A 16,422-nucleotide genomic window follows, 5' to 3' on the forward strand; every position below is an offset into this window, starting at 1 on the left:
AGAAAACCCCCGCCGGTCCGGTTGGAGGGCGGGGGTCATGCTGTCAGGTGGGCCTTAGTCCGTCCAGTGAACCGCCGTCAGGTCGTTGGCCTGCGTCGGCGCGTTTTCCCATAGACCCTCGATATTGGCGTTGGCGACGCCGGTCTTGGCGAGCTGGAAGAGATAGCCGTTCACGTAGTCTTCCGAGATGATGCGCTGCGCCTGTTGCAGCAGGTCAGAGCGCGCCGCCGGGTCGGTGGTGGCCGTCAACTCATCCATCACCGCGTTGAAATCGGGATTGTGATACTGGAAATAGTAGTCGTCGCGCCCGTAGATGCCGATATCCATCGGTTCGGTGTGGCTGACGATGGTCAGGTCGAAGTCATGACCGCGAAAGACCTGTTCCAGCCATTGCGCCCATTCGAGGTTGGTGACCTCGATATCCAGCCCCACGGCCCGCAATTGCGAGGCGACGATTTCGCCCCCGCGCCGGGCGTAGGAGGGTGGCGGCAGCATCAGCCGCAAGGTGATGCCTTCCGCGCCCGCCTCGGCCAGCAATGCGCGCGACCGGTCCGGGTCATAGGCGGACAGGTCGGTCAGGTCGATATAGTCGGGATTGTGCGGCGCAAAATGGGTGCCGATGGGGGTGCCGTAGCCGAACATCGCGCCGTCGATGATGTCCTGGCGGTTGATGGCATGGGCGATGGCCTCGCGCACGCGGACGTCGCCGAGATGGTCGGCCTGGTTGTTGGTGGACAGGATCGTCTCGCCCTCGGTCGAGCCGACGATGACGTTGAAGCGGGGATCGGCCTCGAACTGGGACAGCGTTTCAGGCGCCGGGAAGTTCGGGAAGGCATCGACATCGCCCGCCATCATCGCGGCAAAGGCCGCATTGGGATCAGAGATAAAGCGGAAGGTGGCGTGTTCCAGCGCCACCGGGTCGCCCCAGTAATCCGGGTTGCGGCTGAGGTCCACCCGGTCGCCCTGCACCCATTCGTCGAAGGCAAAGGGCCCGGTGCCCACGGGGGCGGTGGCGTTGGTCTCGGCGCTTTCGGGCGCGACCATCACCGCGTCGCCCCACGCCATGTTGAACAGGAAGCTGCCGTTCGGCTGGGCGAGGGTCACGACCAGCGTGGTATCATCCACGGCCTCGGTGCTGGCGATGTCGGCAAACAGGCCCGGCTGCGCGTTGGTCGAGCCGTCGGCGCGGGCGCGGTCAAGGCTGAACACCGCGTCTTCGGCGGTGAAGGTTGTGCCATCGTGGAAGGTCACGCCGTCGCGCAGGTGGAAGGTATAGGTCATCCCGTCGTCGGAAATGTCCCAGCTTTCCGCCAGCCCCGGAATGACCGACCCGTCCGAGGCGAAGCGGGTCAGCCCTTCGAACACATTGGCATAGACCACCTCGTCAATCGCTGCGGCGGCACCGCCGGTCGGGTCGAGGTTTGGCGGCTCCAACACCATGCCGAGCGTGATGTCGGTGGTGGTGGCATAGGCGCCGGTTGCCCCAAGCACCAGCGCCAGTGCGGTGGTTTGCAGGATACGCATGTCATCTTCTCCCTGTCGGGGCCGGTCAGGTGCCGGCCGTCAGATCCCATGAAAGGGCGAATATGATGCGTAATCAAGCGGCTTGCTGAGTAATTTTATTGCGCGAATTTTTTCTCCGGGGTGGATTTCTGCGGTGCAGCAAGATATGTTGGCGCACCGATCTGACGCTCTCAAGGAGGAGAGATGAGCGCCACTGCCAAGAAAACCGCGCCTTTGCCCGCTGATATCATCGCGCGCAAAGGGGAAACGCCGCTTGTGTGTCTGACCGCTTACACCACGCCGATTGCCCGTCTGACCGACCCGTATTGCGATATCGTTCTGGTCGGCGATTCCGTCGGCATGGTGCTGCACGGGATGGAGTCGACGCTTGGCGTCACCATGGAGATGATGGTGATGCACGGGGCCGCCGTCCGGCGGGGGTTGGCCAAGGCGATGATGGTCATCGACATGCCCTTTGGCAGCTACGAGGAGGGCCCGCAGCAGGCGTTTCGAAACGCTGCGCGCCTGATGCGGGAAACCGGCGCGGCGGCCGTCAAGCTGGAAGGCGGGGTCGAAATGGCAGAAACCATCCGCTTCCTGACCGCCCGGTCGATCCCGGTGATGGCGCATATCGGGCTGACGCCGCAGGCAATCAACACGCTCGGTGGCTACAAGGTGCAGGGCCGGGGCCAAGACCGCGCCCGTGTGCTGGAAGATGCCCACGCGGTGGCGCGGGCCGGGGCGTTTTCCGTCGTGCTGGAAAAGGTGCCCGCCGCGCTGGCCGACGAGATCACCGCCGAACTGCCGATCCCCACGATCGGTATCGGGGCCTCTGCCGGGTGCGACGGGCAAATCCTGGTGGTCGATGACATGCTGGGGCTGTTCACCGCGTTCAAACCGAAATTCGCCAAACGCTATGGAACATTGGGGCAAGCGGCGGACGCGGCCATCGCGGCCTATGCCGAGGAGGTGCGCGCCCGCGCCTTCCCCGCGCCCGAGCATGTGTTCGGCGACGCGGTGCCGGAGACAAAGGCGTGACTGCCCCGATTATTCGCCGCAAGGACGACCTGCAGGCGCTGACGCGGGCGTGGCGGCGCGCGGGTGACGTGATCGGGGTTGTGCCCACCATGGGCGCGCTGCATCAGGGGCATCTGAGCCTTGTGCGGGCGGCGAAAGCGGGGGCGGATCGGGTGATCGTCACGATTTTCGTGAACCCAAAGCAGTTCAACGACCCCAAGGATCTGGAAAATTACCCCCGCACCGAGGAAGACGACGCGCGCAAACTGGCGCCCTTTGCCGTCGATGCGATCTACGTGCCGGACCCGGACCAGATTTACCCTGACGGGTTTGTCACCACGGTCTCGCTCGGCGGGGTGGCATCGGTGCTGGAGGGCGCGGCGCGCCCCGGCCATTTTGACGGGGTGGCCACTGTCGTAACCAAGCTTTTCACCCAGACCATGGCCGACCGCGCGTGGTTTGGGGAAAAAGACTATCAGCAATTGCAGGTGGTCACCCGGCTGTCCGCCGATCTGGACCTTGGCACCGAGGTGGTGGGCTGCCCGACCATCCGGGAAGAGGATGGGCTGGCCCTGTCGTCGCGCAACCTGTTGCTTTCGGACCGGGCGCGGATCAAGGCCCCGGCGTTGAACGCCGCGATGGAACGGGCGCGGGGCCGGATCGAAGCGGGCGAAGAGGTGGCCCAAGTTCTGGACGAGGCCAGCCTTGAGGTGGAGCGCGCCGGGTTCAACGCGGTGGAATACCTGGTTTTGCGGGCCGCGGGCACGCTGGCCCCGATGGATAGGCTGACCGGCCCCGCGCGGCTGTTGGCGGCCGCTCAACTTGCAGGTGTGCGGCTGATCGACACGATCGCGGTCACTCCGCCCGACTGACACCGCCCTTGTCGGCGATGTCGAAAGACCCGCGAACCCCTGCCAAGAACGAGAAACGACCGCCTCTTGCAAGGCGGCCGTTCCGGGCTGTCCCTCTCCCCTTTTCGGGGGTTAGTCGCGGGCCGACGAACTGGGGTTCAGGTAGTCGATCCAGTGCGGAATCGGCTCGGAGGCTTTGGTGCGGCGGGTGCCTGCGAACAGGTCGCGCAGGTCGAAGGCGGTCATCAGAAAGCCGAAGGCGTGCAGGTTGTGGGCGGCATTGGGCATGGCACGAATCCTTTGTGCGAAGGGGAGATAGGTCTTGAGGCGCACCTAGCCCCCCGGCAGGCATAAAACCATCGCCGTTTGAACAACCCAGAGATGCAATTGCTGCAATACTTAGCGGCTTAAAAACTTTGAAACCCTAAGCGCCGCGCACCAATTGATCCGGGGGCAGGTGGTCGATGTGCCAGAAGGCGCGTGCTCCCGGTGGCAGCTTTTCCAGCACCCGCGCAAGTTCGGCAGAGTTCATCACGCGCCACAGGGCGGTGGCCGTCGCCTCTATCGCGTTGTCGGGTGTCAGGTTGTGGTGGCGGCGCAGGGCCCTGACCTCCGCCGTCATGTCCTCGCGCGAGGCGAAGGGCAGGGGCGGCGTGGAGATATCCCAATCGCGGATGAAGATCGCGGCCAGAACCGAGGGGAGGGCACTGGCGAAGAGGATGCCCTGTTCCGGCGTCAGGCGCCTGCGGAAACATTGCAGCACCCCGTCCACCGCCGTGTAGGTCATGTTGTCGGAGTCGAGGGCCATTTCCTCTCGGGCGGCAGCGATGAAGGCGCGAAATTCGCTGCTGGCATGGCGGTAGGTCCATGGCATCGGCATGGGTGGCCCCTCAGGTCAGCAGCTCTTGCAAGGTCAGCGCCATCACCTTGGCGCTGTCCATCATGTCCTGCACACCGACCCATTCGTCGGGCTGGTGTGCAAGATCCAGAATGCCCGGCCCATAGGCGATGCAGTTCTTCAGCTTGCCGATCCGGTCGATATGCTTCTGGTCATAGGTGCCGGGCGAGACGACGAATTCAGCTTGTTTGTGCAGGACTTTTTCGATGGCCGCCTGCACCGTCTTCACCACCGGCGCATCTTGATCGGTCATGCTGGGGATGACCTCGAACAGATCGCGGATGTCGTAGTCGAATTTCGGGCGGGTCTGCTTGATGCCGTCCAGCATCCGGGCGACTTCGGATTTCACCTCGTTCAGGTCTTCCTCGATCAGGAAACGCCGGTCGATCACGATGCGGCAGCGGTCGGCGACGCAGGGCGCGGGCAGGCCGGTGTAATCGGCATCCTGTTCCGGCTCGCCGCCATGGATCGAGTTTATGTTGAGCGTCGATTGCCTGGCGCCTTCGGGCACCACCGGCATTTCGGTGCGTTTGCCGGCCAGAAGGGGGTAGAGCGTGCGCTCGATCTCTTCCAGCACCGCACCCATGTGGCGAATGGCACTGTCACCGAGGAACGGCATGGAGCCGTGGGCAATGCGGCCCTTGGTTTCGATCTCGGCCCACCACACGCCACGGTGGCCAAGGCAGATGCGGTCCTTGTTCAGCGGTTCGGGAATGATGACGTGCTGCACCTTTTCCGGGCTGAACCAGCCCTGTTCGGCCAAATAGGCCACACCGCCATAGCCGCCAGATTCTTCGTCTGCCGTGGCGCTGATCTCGATGGCGCCGGTGTGGTCGGGATGGGCCGCGATAAACGCCTCGGCCGCGATGACAGACGCCGCCAGCCCGCCCTTCATGTCACAGGTGCCGCGCCCGTAGATCTTGCCGCCTTTCAGGTCGCCGCCGAAGGGATCGGTCGTCCAGCCATGGCCTACCTCGACCACATCGTGATGGCTGTTGAAATGCACGCAGTCGCCGGGGCTGGCGCCCTCGTGCCGGGCCACCATGTTCCAACGCGGATAGGTCTCGCTGTCGGCGGGGGCACCATGGGCGCGGATCAGGTCGACGGCGAAGCCCTTGGCACGCAGGCGCTCGGCCAGGAAGTCGCAAATCTCGCGGTAGCAGCGCCCCGGCGGGTTCAGGGTGGGGATGCGGACGAGATCCTGGGTGAGTTGGATCAAGTCGCCCTCTCGGGCGGCCAGTTCCATGTCGAGGCGGGTCTGGGGCGTGTCAGTCATGGGCAGCACTTTGCGCGCCCGGCCCATATGCCGCAAGCCCTCGCATTTGGCTTGGACGCGCCCGTGTGAAAGGGTAGGACAATGCCATTCAGACCCGCGAAGGATTGTGACCGCCATGAGATGGGCCCGCTGGATTTTCTTGCTGTTGATTGCGCTGCTGATCGGCGGCTTTCTGCACTATACCCTGCCGCAACGCGATATCGTGCGGATCACGGGAACCGAGATCATCCGGGCGGACCTGTCGGGCTGGAACGCTTGGTTCTACGCGCGCTCGGATACCGGGAACGCCTCGGGCACGAACCGGGATTTGCGGCTGATCAACTCTACCCGGCCCGATGGCAGCGTCAGCGTCTACCGCAATGAGGATACCGGCTTTGGCTGGCCACCCTATTTCAAACTGGACAGTTCCGACCTGCATGCCGAGGCGACCGACCTGACAAGCACCAGCGCCAACCCGCAATGGGTGGTGATCACGCATTACGGCTGGCGCTCTCGGGCGTTGTCGATCTACCCCAATGCGGTGGCGATCCGGGCCGTGGACAGCCCGGATGTGAGTTTGTTTCCATGGCTCAACATCATCATTCTGCTGATCCTCGCCTCGATCCTGTTCGCGCTGTGGCGCCTGTGGGAGCGGTTTGAAGACCGGGTGATCGACCCCACCGTCGACCGGGTGATCGTGACATGGGCCAAGCTGAAAGACCGGGTGCGCGGCCGCTGAGAAACGCGCGGATTCGGGGGGAACCTGACCCAAGGATCGGTTGACCGGGGCAGGTCTTGTGGTTATCTTCTCGGTCCCCCCAACAGCTATGGGCGCCCCTTTGGATTCGCCCTTCCAAACAAGTGGAATTAGACCGATGAGCCGCTTCTCCGCCCCGATTGCCGAAGCCATTTGGGACATGAAATACAGGCTCAAGGAAGCCGACGGGACACCGATCGACCTGACGGTCGAAGACACGTGGCGCCGAATCGCGCGGGCTCTGGCCAAGGTCGAGAAAGACCCCGCGCAGTGGGAGGACAAGTTCTACGCCGCGCTGGAAGATTTCAAATACCTGCCCGCAGGCCGCATCACCGCAGGCGCGGGCACCGGGCGCAACGTGACGCTGTTCAACTGCTTCGTCATGGGCACCATCCCCGACAGCCTTGGCGGCATCTTCGAGAACCTCAAGGAAGCGGCCCTGACCATGCAGCAGGGCGGCGGGATCGGTTATGACTTCTCGACCATCCGGCCCAAGGGCGCGGATGTGAAGGGCGTTGCCGCCGACGCGTCTGGCCCGCTCAGCTTCATGGATGTGTGGGATGCGATGTGCCGCACGATCATGTCGGCAGGCAGCCGCCGCGGCGCGATGATGGCGACCATGCGCTGCGATCACCCCGATATCGAGGATTTCATCACCGCCAAATCCGACGCGGCCCGCCTGCGCATGTTCAACATGTCGGTGTTGGTGACCGATGCGTTCATGCAGGCGGTCAAGGCCGATGGTTCTTGGGAACTGGTCTTTGACGGCAAGGTTTATCACACGGTCGAGGCGCGCGATCTTTGGAACCGGATCATGCAGTCGACCTATGACTATGCCGAGCCGGGCGTGATTTTCATCGACCGCATCAACACCGCAAACAACCTGCAATATGCCGAACAGATCGCGGCGACCAACCCCTGCGGCGAGCAACCGCTGCCGCCCTATGGCGCCTGCCTGCTGGGGTCTGTAAACCTCGCGCGGTTGGTGGCCGACCCGTTCAGCGAAGCCGCCCATCTGGATGCGAACGCGCTGGAGGATCTGGTGGGCACCGCCGTGCGGATGATGGATAACGTGGTCGATGCGTCCCGTTTCCCGCTGGAGGCGCAGGCGCAGGAAGCCGCCGCCAAACGTCGGATCGGGCTTGGCGTCACCGGGCTTGCCGACGCGCTTTTGATGCTGGGGCTGCGCTATGGCTCGGACGAGGCCGCGGCGCAGACCGAAGCATGGATGAAACAGATCGCCCACGCAGCCTATCGCGCCTCGGTCGCCTTGGCCAAGGAACGCGGGGCGTTCCCGCTGTTCGATGCCGAGGCGTTCCTGTCGTCGGGCAATATGCAGACGATGGACGAAGAGCTGCGCGAAGAGATCCGCCAGCACGGCATCCGCAATGCGCTGCTGACGTCGATCGCGCCGACGGGGACGATCAGTCTTTATGCAGGCAATGTCAGCTCGGGGATCGAGCCGGTCTTCGCTTATGCCTACAAGCGCAAGGTGCTGCAACGCGACGGCAGCCGGACCGAGGAAGAGGTGGTCGATTACGCGGTGCAGATGTGGCGCGAAACCAAGGGCGACGCGGCGTTGCCCGACTATTTCGTCAATGCCCAGACCCTGCCGCCGACCGACCACGTCAAGATGCAGGCCGCTGCCCAGAAATGGGTGGACTCGAGCATATCCAAGACCATCAATTGCCCCGAGGACATCAGCTTCGAGGCGTTCAAGGATGTCTACATGCAGGCGTGGGACGAGGGCTGCAAAGGCTGCACGACCTACCGCCCCAACGACGTGACGGGCAGCGTGTTGACCATATCGGAATCCGAGGAAAAACCCGCCGCCGAGCGCCCCGATGACGATGGCGACGTGGTCTATATCGCCGAGCCGCTGGACCGCCCGCAGGAACTGGAAGGCCTGACCTACAAGCTGAAATGGCCCGACTCCAACCATGCGATCTATATCACGATCAACGATATCGTCATCGCGGGCCACCGCCGCCCGTTTGAAATCTTCATCAATTCCAAGAACATGGAGCATTTCGCCTGGACCGTGGCCCTGACCCGCATGATCAGCGCGGTGTTCCGGCGCGGCGGCGATATTTCCTTCGTGGTGGAAGAGCTGAAGGCCGTGTTCGACCCGCGCGGCGGTGCATGGATGGGCGGCAAATACGTGCCGTCGATCCTTGCCGCGATCGGCGGCGTGATCGAGAAACACCTGATTGCCATCGGCTTTATCGACGGCGAGGGGATGGGCCTGAAAACCGACCCCCGCGCCGAAGTCAGCGCGCTTGGCAACGGTCGCCCCAAAGGCCCGGCCTGCCCGTCCTGCGGCGAATACCAGATGCGGATGGTCGAAGGCTGCATGACTTGCGCCAATTGCGGCCACTCCAAATGCGCCTGAGGGGGCGCTCCGGTTTACCGTTGAAAAATCCCGGAATTTTTTGCCATTTGGGGCAAATCTGGTTCCACCTTACCGGTCTTTTTCTTCCACCCCCGCGTAACCATTTGATTTTCCTATGAACGGGCGGCGGCCTAACCGGGCCGCCACTGGAACTGATGGGGCCTGCCAGATGGGGCATGCCTCGCACGCTGCTCCTTAATCGGATGGTCCTTTTCGTCCCTCTTAATCCAGCGCATCTGGCCTACGCGATGCGGCGCTACCCGGACATCCGACTGTTTCTGAAAGTATCACGCATTGGCCTGTTCCCGGTGTTCCTTATGACCCGTGCAGCGGCGGGGGCAGCCGACGTCTTCTTCCAGCCCGGCCCCCGGCCCCCGGCACCGGAACCTCGACAAGCCGGATTAGCCTCCCCGAAGTGGATGTTCCCGGTGATATGGGCGGCCCTCTACGTCCTAATCGCGCTGGCCGCGACCTGGATCTCGGAGGTGCCGGACAACGACCTCGCGCTTGGGCTCTGGGAGCAGATCACGATCAACACTCTGTGGTTGGAGGTGTTCTTCGGCCTACGCCGGATGCTGGCAGGGGCGGTGATCATCGCGGCGTTGTGGGTGGCGGTGCTGGCCACGACGATGGTGTTCTGGGAGCATGACATGATCGCTGCCCTGTTAACGTTCGCATACCTGATCTGGGGCACCTACGCGCTTGCCTTGAACATTTCGGTGTGGCTGCGCAACCGGGACCGGGCTGATCCGGCGGCGTAGGGGCAGTCGATCCTGGACAGCTTGTGTCGCTCGGAATGCAAATGTCAGCTTAGTGCATGTCGAATCGGTCCACTGTCATGTCCTTGGGCGAGACTGCGACCATGTCGCGTAGGAGAAAATGGTTTCCCACGGAGCTGGACTTGGATTGGAAACCGGGAGGAGGCCGTGAGATACTAGGCGTTCTTTTCTGTTCAAGGTTTGCGACGACAGGATTTCGGCTATTCTGCGGAAATCACGTCCCACATCGCCAGCATCTCCCTGATGACTCGCTTGTCAGTGTCGGAAACGACATAGTCGTCGTAGAATTGTTGTCCGTTGAACCGGATCACAGCACGCTCTGAGTCGGCGATGCGGCGGGCTAGTGAAAGCGCAGCGTCGCCCCTAATATCTCCGAATTCCCAGATCTCGGTATCGTTATCCCGGAACCATTGATTAATCGGAAGCCTCGATGTCTCCCCATCAATGTTGATGGAGGCGTTCTGGACGAAGAGCCATCCGTCACGAGAGGTGTAATTTACGAAAAGTTCCATTGTCTGTTGACCAGTTCCGGACTCGATCAAGTACAGGGTGACGTAGTCTCTGATGTCCTGATACCGCGGCGACGATGGGTGCCGCGCCCACGACGATCCGTCGAATTCCGCTGTCGTTTTGATGAGGCGATTTTCCAACTGTCGCGCGGTCCGCTCCAATTGGGCCTGCGCCGCTTCGATCGCCTGCTCGTACCGCGCGACACGTTCGTGGTAGGGGGTGTTGTCCGGATTGAGACGCGCGAGCGCCCTGTACGCGGTAAGGTTGAGCTCCGATTGTGCCGCTGGGATCGGGCGTACGTAGGCTATCAAAGCCGCCTCAAGAGCATCCCGGTCCGATCCGGGGGGCGGGGCGAAGGTGTCATCCGCCGTGATGTCTGCGGCAACCGCTCCTATGTCACTTTCTTCCGCTTGAACCCTCTCCAAGAAATCGGCCAGCCTGGTGTCTGATGTGATTTGATCGGACGGTTCCTCGGCAGAAATCTGTGGATCTTCAGTATCCAGTATGGCCGGCTGAGCCAGCTCTGCAGCTCTCATTCTCGCGGCTTCGGGACTCGCCCCTTCGAGGGCGTCCGCGAGGGCGAGACACAAATCGACTTCTCGGGCCAGATCCGAACCGGCTACCTCTCCCCAACTGATCATCGTGGCGGCAGCGTTCAGGTATGCTTCGGCATCGCGGGCCAGAAACGCATCACGGCAGGCGGTGCGAGCCTGCTCGAACTCTTGCGCGGATGGTTCGGCACTGACGGGGTGCGTGATGAGCGCCAAAAAAGTCAACGAGTATAGAACACGAAGCTGCATCGGACTGTTTAATCCCCTTCTTTCCTGTGTAAATCACAAGAACACATGATCCGGTCCGGGACACGTTCCGCGCTTAGCGCAATCAATTCAAGTACCTAATCAAGCTGAAGGTCGAGGTGCCTACCTCGAACGCACTCCGCACCGCGACTTGTCGGGTTGATGAACAACTGGAATACTCGGGTCCGGACCGAAATTCAGGATAGATGCATGAGCGGTTTGATGAAATGGGGTGGTGCCCTCCTGTTTGGGTTCGCTTTACTCTTCGGAGTGAACTATTTCCGGGTGAACGCGCCGGCGCAGGATGCGGCCCGCACTGCTGAGGTGTGGGCATATTATCGGTTCGGTGTGCTCCCGAGCGAGATCGTTTTCGATGTTCGAGACCTAAGCCCGTCCGCCAGCGCCGCCTCCGTCATTGGGGACCTGCTGCGGTTCTCTGCCGAATTACAGGATCGGGAATTCGGTGCCGTTCACCTCGCGTGGCGTGGCGAGACAAGGTTCATTCTGCCGGGATCGCACTTTCGCACCTTGGGTCGCGAGTACGCGTTCCAGAACCCAGCTTACACGATCCGGACCCTGCCGCAGCACCTGCTGGGGCCGGACGGTCGCCCTGCTTACAGTACGTGGTCAGGCGGTATGCTAGGTGTTCTGGGAGCGCAAATGGAAGATGTGAACGGTTTTGCTGCGGACTGGTTTGTCGACGATTACATCAGCAGCCGATAAAAACATCCCTGACGCCTGCGCCGGTTGAGCCTCCGTTCATGGACTGGAAAGACAGCGGCCATCCAGTAGTTCGACATGTGCTTATGTGAGTTCATCCGGGGACGCGGCCACCAGTTTAGTTGTTTTGTGGATCTTCTGAACCCCCGGAAGATCAGATTCTCCTGCTGGAGCTGGGAGGGCGTGATTTCGCCCCGCCGAAGACGTTCCTCGTCCCTCTCACGGGCACGGGCCTTTGACGCGGCTCGGTTCTTGAACAGGTCTGACATGAAGGCCTCCTCGGTCTTCTGATTAATGTGTCATGGAACACCCCGGCGGCGTCACGGTACATGACTGAGCGGATAGGGCCTGCTGGCACTTGTAATGGACTATTGCGCCGACCTACTCGAAAGAACAGCCGCGATCAGCGTGGGATTGGAACAGGCACGTGGCTGTGTTTCACCGGACCGGTTTATGCTCAGCCGGGATCATCGCCGTCTTCATCCAGTGCGGCCCGGTCCTTTTGGCGCCGGATCCGTTCGGCCTTCGTCCCCTCGATCAGGGCGGCTTCGACGATGCGCGACATGTTGAGCCCGAGGCCACGGGCGTCGTCCACGAGATCAGCACTCAGGGTTACGCTTACCTTTACCCGCATCGTGATCCTCCCTTGTGTTAAGAAAATACCGCCTCCTCAGGACCATGCTTGTGAGCGGTCGTAAAGCACCCAGACCAATGCCTGGCTTCGACTGAAGCCAGGCGGTTCCCTCCAGCATTGTTCGAGCGGACGGCGCACGGATTATTCATCATGTTCACCCGCGGGTGGCGTTTTCGTGTTGTCCTCCACCCCCGCCAGCAGCCCCGCCAAGGCGGCGCTGTCGAGTTCTCGGTGTTCGAGGAGCGCGTCAGCGACCAGTTCGACCACGCTGCGATGTTGAACGATGATCTTACGCGCTTCCTCCTGCCCGGCCCGGAGCCGGGCTTCGACCCGGTTCCGGACCTCAGTCGGCAGCAGGGTTGGCGGGGTGTCCGGGGAGATCCAGCATAGGTCTGGGCCGAAGCCGAACGAGCATTCCGCCCGTATGCCGAGGGAGGTGGCCTGTGCGAGGTCGCTGTTAGAGCCAGTCCCGGCTCCGCTGGTCACGTCGCCGAAGAAGATGTCCTCGGCTTCCCGCCCGGCGAGGACCGCCGCGATCATCCCCCTGATGTCCCGAGCCGTCATAGCGTTCAGATGCGGCCGGACGACTTCCCCGCCGCGAGGGCTGATCCGTGCCAGCGTCGCTGCTGGCAGCCCCAGAACATGGCTAGCGACCGCATGCGCCGCTTCATGGGCCGCGACGCGCCGCATCAGCGCGTCACCGAGCTGCGGCTGTGCGCGGTCGGCCGCGGCTTGTAAATCCTCTAGACGGAGATCCCGCCCCGCCTTGCGAGCGTTGGTCCGGGCCTCCCGGATCAGTGACGCGATCGCGGCCCCGGTCAGGCCGAGGAGCTGATCCGCCAGCAGGTCGATTTCATGGTCAGACACAGTCATTGAAGGGCCGCCTTCAACATCGCGCGGACCCCGGCTCGGTCGGGTCGCCCGACGCGAATATGACGATCGAACCTCCCGCTTCGGATCACTGCCGGATCCACACGCTCGAGGTCATTGGTGGCAGCGACAAGAACCACACCTTCGACCGTAGACAGGGCGTCGATGAGAGTGAGGAGTCCGTTCACCATGCCGAGTATGTATCCGTTAGATGATTGATTTCTATTATAAAAACTATCCACCTCATCGAGGAAGAATACGGATGGACGGCCTGCCTTGGCCTGTTCGGCGGCAGCATAGAGCGCCTTCAGAGCATCGCCCTGATGCCCCGCTTTCTGAACGTCTGAATAGGATGTCTTGACGAGGGTGATACCGGCGGACCGGGCCAGCGCCCCGGCCAGCATGGTCTTGCCCGTGCCGGGCGGGCCTGCCAAAACGAAGCTCTTCGTAACCTCGCGCCAGTCCAACTTTCCGGCCCGCCAGGCGTCCAGATCAGATACGGTCTGACGCAACGTCTCGACCGCTTCTGGCTGGCCGAAGACATCGTCGAGGCGCGGACCATCGTTCGGGGACCGTGCGACATCCTGGAGGCGCCGGAGCTGGGTGAGGGCCGCGTCGAGTGTTTCGGCGGCGAGCACGGGGGCCAGCGCGACTGGGGCCAGCTTTCCGAGCTGATTTTCGGATATCGGGAGATCCACATCGTGCGCCCGGTGAAGATACTCAAGGATCAGGGCAAGCATGCGCCGCGTAATGGGTGGCAGGGTCGCGCGCGCTGTGACCAGCGTATCTAGTTCGGGCGGGAGCTGCGCCATACCTGAGACTATGGCGAGCACCCCGTTGCCTGACAGGAGCCTTCCCGCCAGCCTGGCATGAAAATCTTTCGCTGCCCCGACCCGGCCCAGGGGATCCTCGATCATGAGAGCAGGGAACGGCAAGGATAGTCGTCGCCAAAGATCCGGGTGTCGCCGCGCGACCCGGTTCCTCTCCTCGTGAGATGAGACAAAGAGCAAAGACAGAAGGCTCGGCCTGGGGCAAAGAAGGTCCGGCCCGGCGCTTTCTGCGGCGTGGCACAGGCGCATGATCGCAATCGCGGTCAACGCCTCATCTGGGCTAGGTCGAAGCGTGGGCTTCGCGTCCTGCTGATCGACGAGCGCGTCGAGGGTATCATAGGACGCGTCCTCGTCGTGCTCAGGGACATCTGCCTGGGGGGCCAGGTCGCCAGCTCTAAGCGAGTCCAGATACGCCAGCGCTTCGTGAAGTCCGGGTGTGGGGCGGGTGTTATCCATGACTGCCTCCGCGATGCGGCAGGCGCGAAGGCTGCGCTCTGAATGGTGTCTGGATCATGGGCGGCTCCTTGCGAAAAAAGGGGATCAGTCGCGCCAAGGCGCGGTCCTGTGGGGTATCGATGCAGGTGAGGTTCAGTGCCGTCAGGAGGTCCGGGTTTGTGTCCAGGCCTGAACTGACGGGAGGCGGATCACGGTCCGCCGGGCAGGGTTGTGGTTCGCATTACGTTCTCCTTCGGTTGAGCCAAGGAATACAGGATCGGGCTGGCCTGCGCCACCCGGAATCTATTCGTAAGTATCTGATGCGAAACAAGAAAAAACCTCTGGCTAGTCTTCTGATTTCCGCAGGTCCCACAGGCCGCATCCTCAGGGCGAGTTGCCAGCCAGGTTAGCATGTTAGGTGATCCGAAAAACGAGGATGCCCCTAGAGGCGCGGCCGCCGGGGTGGCTATTTTGGGAACGAAAGCGGAACTCGGGTCGGGTTTCGCAGACAAGGTCCGGGGCTGTCTGGCAACTGATGGTGGGAATCCGAGGCTGATGACCTCGGTTTTGGCCTTACTGATTCGTCACTGGGAAGCTCGGTGCGTGTGGATCTGGTCCCGCAGGAGACGGGCATATCCGCTTGTGCGGCCTATCCGGAGGGGGCCTATCAATTACAGGCGGTGATCGGGATTGTCCTTGCAGGCCTATGATCTCACGCTAATTTTTCGCATCCATGAAGAACAACAAAAGGGAGATCCTCATGCCCGATGGCAGCACACCCACGTCACGCCGAAGCGTCGTCGTTTCGGAATTCACGAACTCGGTTCTAGACCCACAGGCCCCTATGTTGGGCCCGGTCGAGAACGGCGGCACGATCATCGCCAACACGGCCCCGGGCTGCTGGGGCCCGATGATTACGCCGCGCCTGCGTGGCGGGCATGAGGTGACGACGCCTGTCTTCGTGCAGGGGGCCGAGGTGGGCGATGCCGTGGCCATCCGGATCCGGGACATCACCGTGACCTCGATCGCGACCGCATCGGGGCATGACAGCTCGCCCGAGGGGTTCTGTCTAGGCGACCCCTATGTAGCAGCCCGCTGCCCGGTCTGCGACACGGTCTGGCCGGAAACCCATGTCGAGGGGATCGGTCAGGACGCCGTGAAATGCGACGCCTGCGGCAACGCGGTGAAGCCCTTCGAGATCGTGCACGGCTACACCGTCACCTTCGACGAGACCCGGAGCGTGGGCCTCACCCTGCCGCAAGAGGCCGCCGAGACCGTGGCGCGCGACGCGAACCATTACGCTGCCCTGCCCGACGGCAGCCGCCAGCACTCGATCCTGACCTACGCGCCTTCCGACATGCCGGGCACGCTGGTGCGGATGCGGCCCTTCATGGGGCAGCTCGGGACCTGCCCGTCGATGGCGATGCCCGACAGCCACAACGCGGGCGACTTCGGCGCGTTCCTGGTCGGCGCCCCGCATGATTACGCGATCACCGAAGAGCAGCTTGTCCAGCATAAGACCGATGGTCACATGGATATCGATGCGGTCCGGGCCGGTGCGATCCTGGTGTGCCCGGTCAAGGTGCCCGGTGCGGGAGTCTACATGGGCGACATGCACGCCGGTCAGGGCGACGGCGAGATCGCCGGTCACACGATGGACGTCTCGGGCAGCGTGACGCTCCAGGTCGAGGTTGTGAAAAACTATCCGATCGACGGGCCGGTCCTGTTCCCTCTGGAGGAAGACCTGCCGCCACTCGCCAGGCCCTTCTCCGAGGCGGAGAAGGCCAAGGGGCGCCGGCTTGCCGACAAATGGGGCGTGACGGAGATCGAGCCGCTGGCCCCGGTCTCGGTGATCGGCACGGCAGCGAACCTGAACGAGGCGATCGAGAATGGCCTGTCCCGCGCAGCGGCCCTGCTCGACATGACCGTGGCCGAGGTGCGCAACCGCGCCACCGTGAACGGCGCGATCGAGATCGGCCGTGCGCCGGGCGTGATCCAGGTCACCTTCCTCGCGCCCCTCGCCAAGCTCGATGCGGTCGGCCTCGGCGACTACGCGCGTGATCAATACGGGCTTTGAGAAAAACTGGCCGAGGTGGTTTTTTCCGCCTCGGCTATACCCGGATCGCTTCTGCGATCTGCGAAAAATCTTGTTGGACCGATCTTTCGCCGCGAAG

Annotated in this window: 15 protein-coding genes; 7 read left to right on the forward strand and 8 right to left on the reverse strand. The window is 62.7% G+C overall.

All coding sequences use genetic code 11. The features are described 5' to 3' along the window. Window positions 1-54: 54 nt before the first annotated feature. Complete coding sequence (locus BKY27_RS04025; protein WP_071673155.1) at window positions 55-1,524, reverse strand: ABC transporter substrate-binding protein; 1,470 nt, start codon at window positions 1,522-1,524, stop codon at window positions 55-57. Window positions 1,525-1,707: 183 nt separating this feature from the next. Between BKY27_RS04025 and panB the strand changes: the two genes are divergently transcribed. Next, on the forward strand, window positions 1,708-2,541 hold the full coding sequence (panB, locus tag BKY27_RS04030; protein ID WP_071673156.1) for a 3-methyl-2-oxobutanoate hydroxymethyltransferase: 834 nt from the start codon (window positions 1,708-1,710) through the stop codon (window positions 2,539-2,541). Beyond that, on the forward strand, window positions 2,538-3,392 hold the full coding sequence (gene panC, locus BKY27_RS04035; RefSeq protein WP_071673157.1) for a pantoate--beta-alanine ligase: 855 nt from the start codon (window positions 2,538-2,540) through the stop codon (window positions 3,390-3,392). Before panB ends, panC begins: the two co-directional genes overlap by 4 nt. Before the next feature lie 111 nt (window positions 3,393-3,503). On the opposite strand, the gene BKY27_RS20100 is transcribed toward panC, so the two are convergent. The 3 genes from BKY27_RS20100 to BKY27_RS04045 form a co-directional block, all read right to left on the reverse strand. Further along, window positions 3,504-3,659 carry a hypothetical protein gene (locus tag BKY27_RS20100; protein ID WP_158514958.1) on the reverse strand — a complete coding sequence of 52 codons (156 nt, stop codon included), beginning with the start codon at window positions 3,657-3,659 and terminating at the stop codon, window positions 3,504-3,506. Between the two features lie 136 nt (window positions 3,660-3,795). Next, the gene (locus BKY27_RS04040; RefSeq protein WP_071673158.1) at window positions 3,796-4,251 is read right to left on the reverse strand and encodes a DUF2267 domain-containing protein; all 456 of its coding nucleotides are present in this window, start codon (window positions 4,249-4,251) and stop codon (window positions 3,796-3,798) included. Window positions 4,252-4,261: 10 nt separating this feature from the next. After that, on the reverse strand, window positions 4,262-5,545 hold the full coding sequence (locus tag BKY27_RS04045) for an acetylornithine deacetylase/succinyl-diaminopimelate desuccinylase family protein (RefSeq protein ID WP_071673207.1): 1,284 nt from the start codon (window positions 5,543-5,545) through the stop codon (window positions 4,262-4,264). Window positions 5,546-5,660: 115 nt separating this feature from the next. Here BKY27_RS04045 and BKY27_RS04050 point away from each other — a divergent pair, with 115 nt between their 5' ends. The 3 genes from BKY27_RS04050 (at window position 5,661) to BKY27_RS04060 (ending at window position 9,434) form a co-directional block, all read left to right on the forward strand. Continuing rightward, complete coding sequence (locus BKY27_RS04050; RefSeq protein WP_071673159.1) at window positions 5,661-6,263, forward strand: DUF1523 family protein; 603 nt, start codon at window positions 5,661-5,663, stop codon at window positions 6,261-6,263. A gap of 136 nt (window positions 6,264-6,399) precedes the next feature. After that, window positions 6,400-8,673 carry an adenosylcobalamin-dependent ribonucleoside-diphosphate reductase gene (locus tag BKY27_RS04055; protein WP_071673160.1) on the forward strand — a complete coding sequence of 758 codons (2,274 nt, stop codon included), beginning with the start codon at window positions 6,400-6,402 and terminating at the stop codon, window positions 8,671-8,673. A 203-nt stretch (window positions 8,674-8,876) separates the two neighbouring features. Next, the gene (locus BKY27_RS04060; protein WP_233491768.1) at window positions 8,877-9,434 is read left to right on the forward strand and encodes a TspO/MBR family protein; all 558 of its coding nucleotides are present in this window, start codon (window positions 8,877-8,879) and stop codon (window positions 9,432-9,434) included. A 218-nt stretch (window positions 9,435-9,652) separates the two neighbouring features. Here BKY27_RS04060 and BKY27_RS04065 read toward each other — a convergent pair whose 3' ends face one another. Continuing rightward, the gene (locus tag BKY27_RS04065) at window positions 9,653-10,762 is read right to left on the reverse strand and encodes a hypothetical protein (RefSeq protein WP_071673161.1); all 1,110 of its coding nucleotides are present in this window, start codon (window positions 10,760-10,762) and stop codon (window positions 9,653-9,655) included. A 207-nt stretch (window positions 10,763-10,969) separates the two neighbouring features. Between BKY27_RS04065 and BKY27_RS04070 the strand changes: the two genes are divergently transcribed. After that, entirely contained in the window at window positions 10,970-11,482 is a 513-nt protein-coding gene (locus BKY27_RS04070; protein WP_071673162.1) for a hypothetical protein, read from the forward strand. A gap of 454 nt (window positions 11,483-11,936) precedes the next feature. Here the strand turns inward: BKY27_RS04070 and BKY27_RS04075 are convergent, their stop codons facing one another. The 3 genes from BKY27_RS04075 to BKY27_RS04085 all read right to left on the reverse strand — a co-directional run bounded on the left by BKY27_RS04075 (window position 11,937) and on the right by BKY27_RS04085 (window position 14,269). After that, window positions 11,937-12,113, reverse strand: a complete 177-nt coding sequence (locus BKY27_RS04075; protein WP_084667846.1) for a type II toxin-antitoxin system CcdA family antitoxin — start codon at window positions 12,111-12,113, stop codon at window positions 11,937-11,939. Window positions 12,114-12,254: 141 nt separating this feature from the next. Further along, on the reverse strand, window positions 12,255-12,986 hold the full coding sequence (locus BKY27_RS04080) for an ATP-dependent metallopeptidase FtsH/Yme1/Tma family protein (RefSeq protein WP_071673163.1): 732 nt from the start codon (window positions 12,984-12,986) through the stop codon (window positions 12,255-12,257). Beyond that, a complete protein-coding gene (locus BKY27_RS04085; RefSeq protein ID WP_071673164.1) occupies window positions 12,983-14,269 on the reverse strand; it encodes an AAA family ATPase in 1,287 nt (428 codons plus the stop codon). Before BKY27_RS04085 ends, BKY27_RS04080 begins: the two co-directional genes overlap by 4 nt. Window positions 14,270-15,008: 739 nt before the next feature. On the opposite strand from BKY27_RS04085, the gene BKY27_RS04090 reads away from it, so the two are divergent. Next, window positions 15,009-16,325, forward strand: coding sequence for an acetamidase/formamidase family protein (locus tag BKY27_RS04090; RefSeq protein WP_071673165.1), 1,317 nt, complete (start codon window positions 15,009-15,011; stop codon window positions 16,323-16,325). Window positions 16,326-16,422: the final 97 nt, after the last annotated feature.

The sequence above is a fragment of the Nioella nitratireducens genome (genome assembly GCF_001879715.1).
GTDB classification, from domain to species: Bacteria; Pseudomonadota; Alphaproteobacteria; order Rhodobacterales; family Rhodobacteraceae; genus Nioella; species Nioella nitratireducens.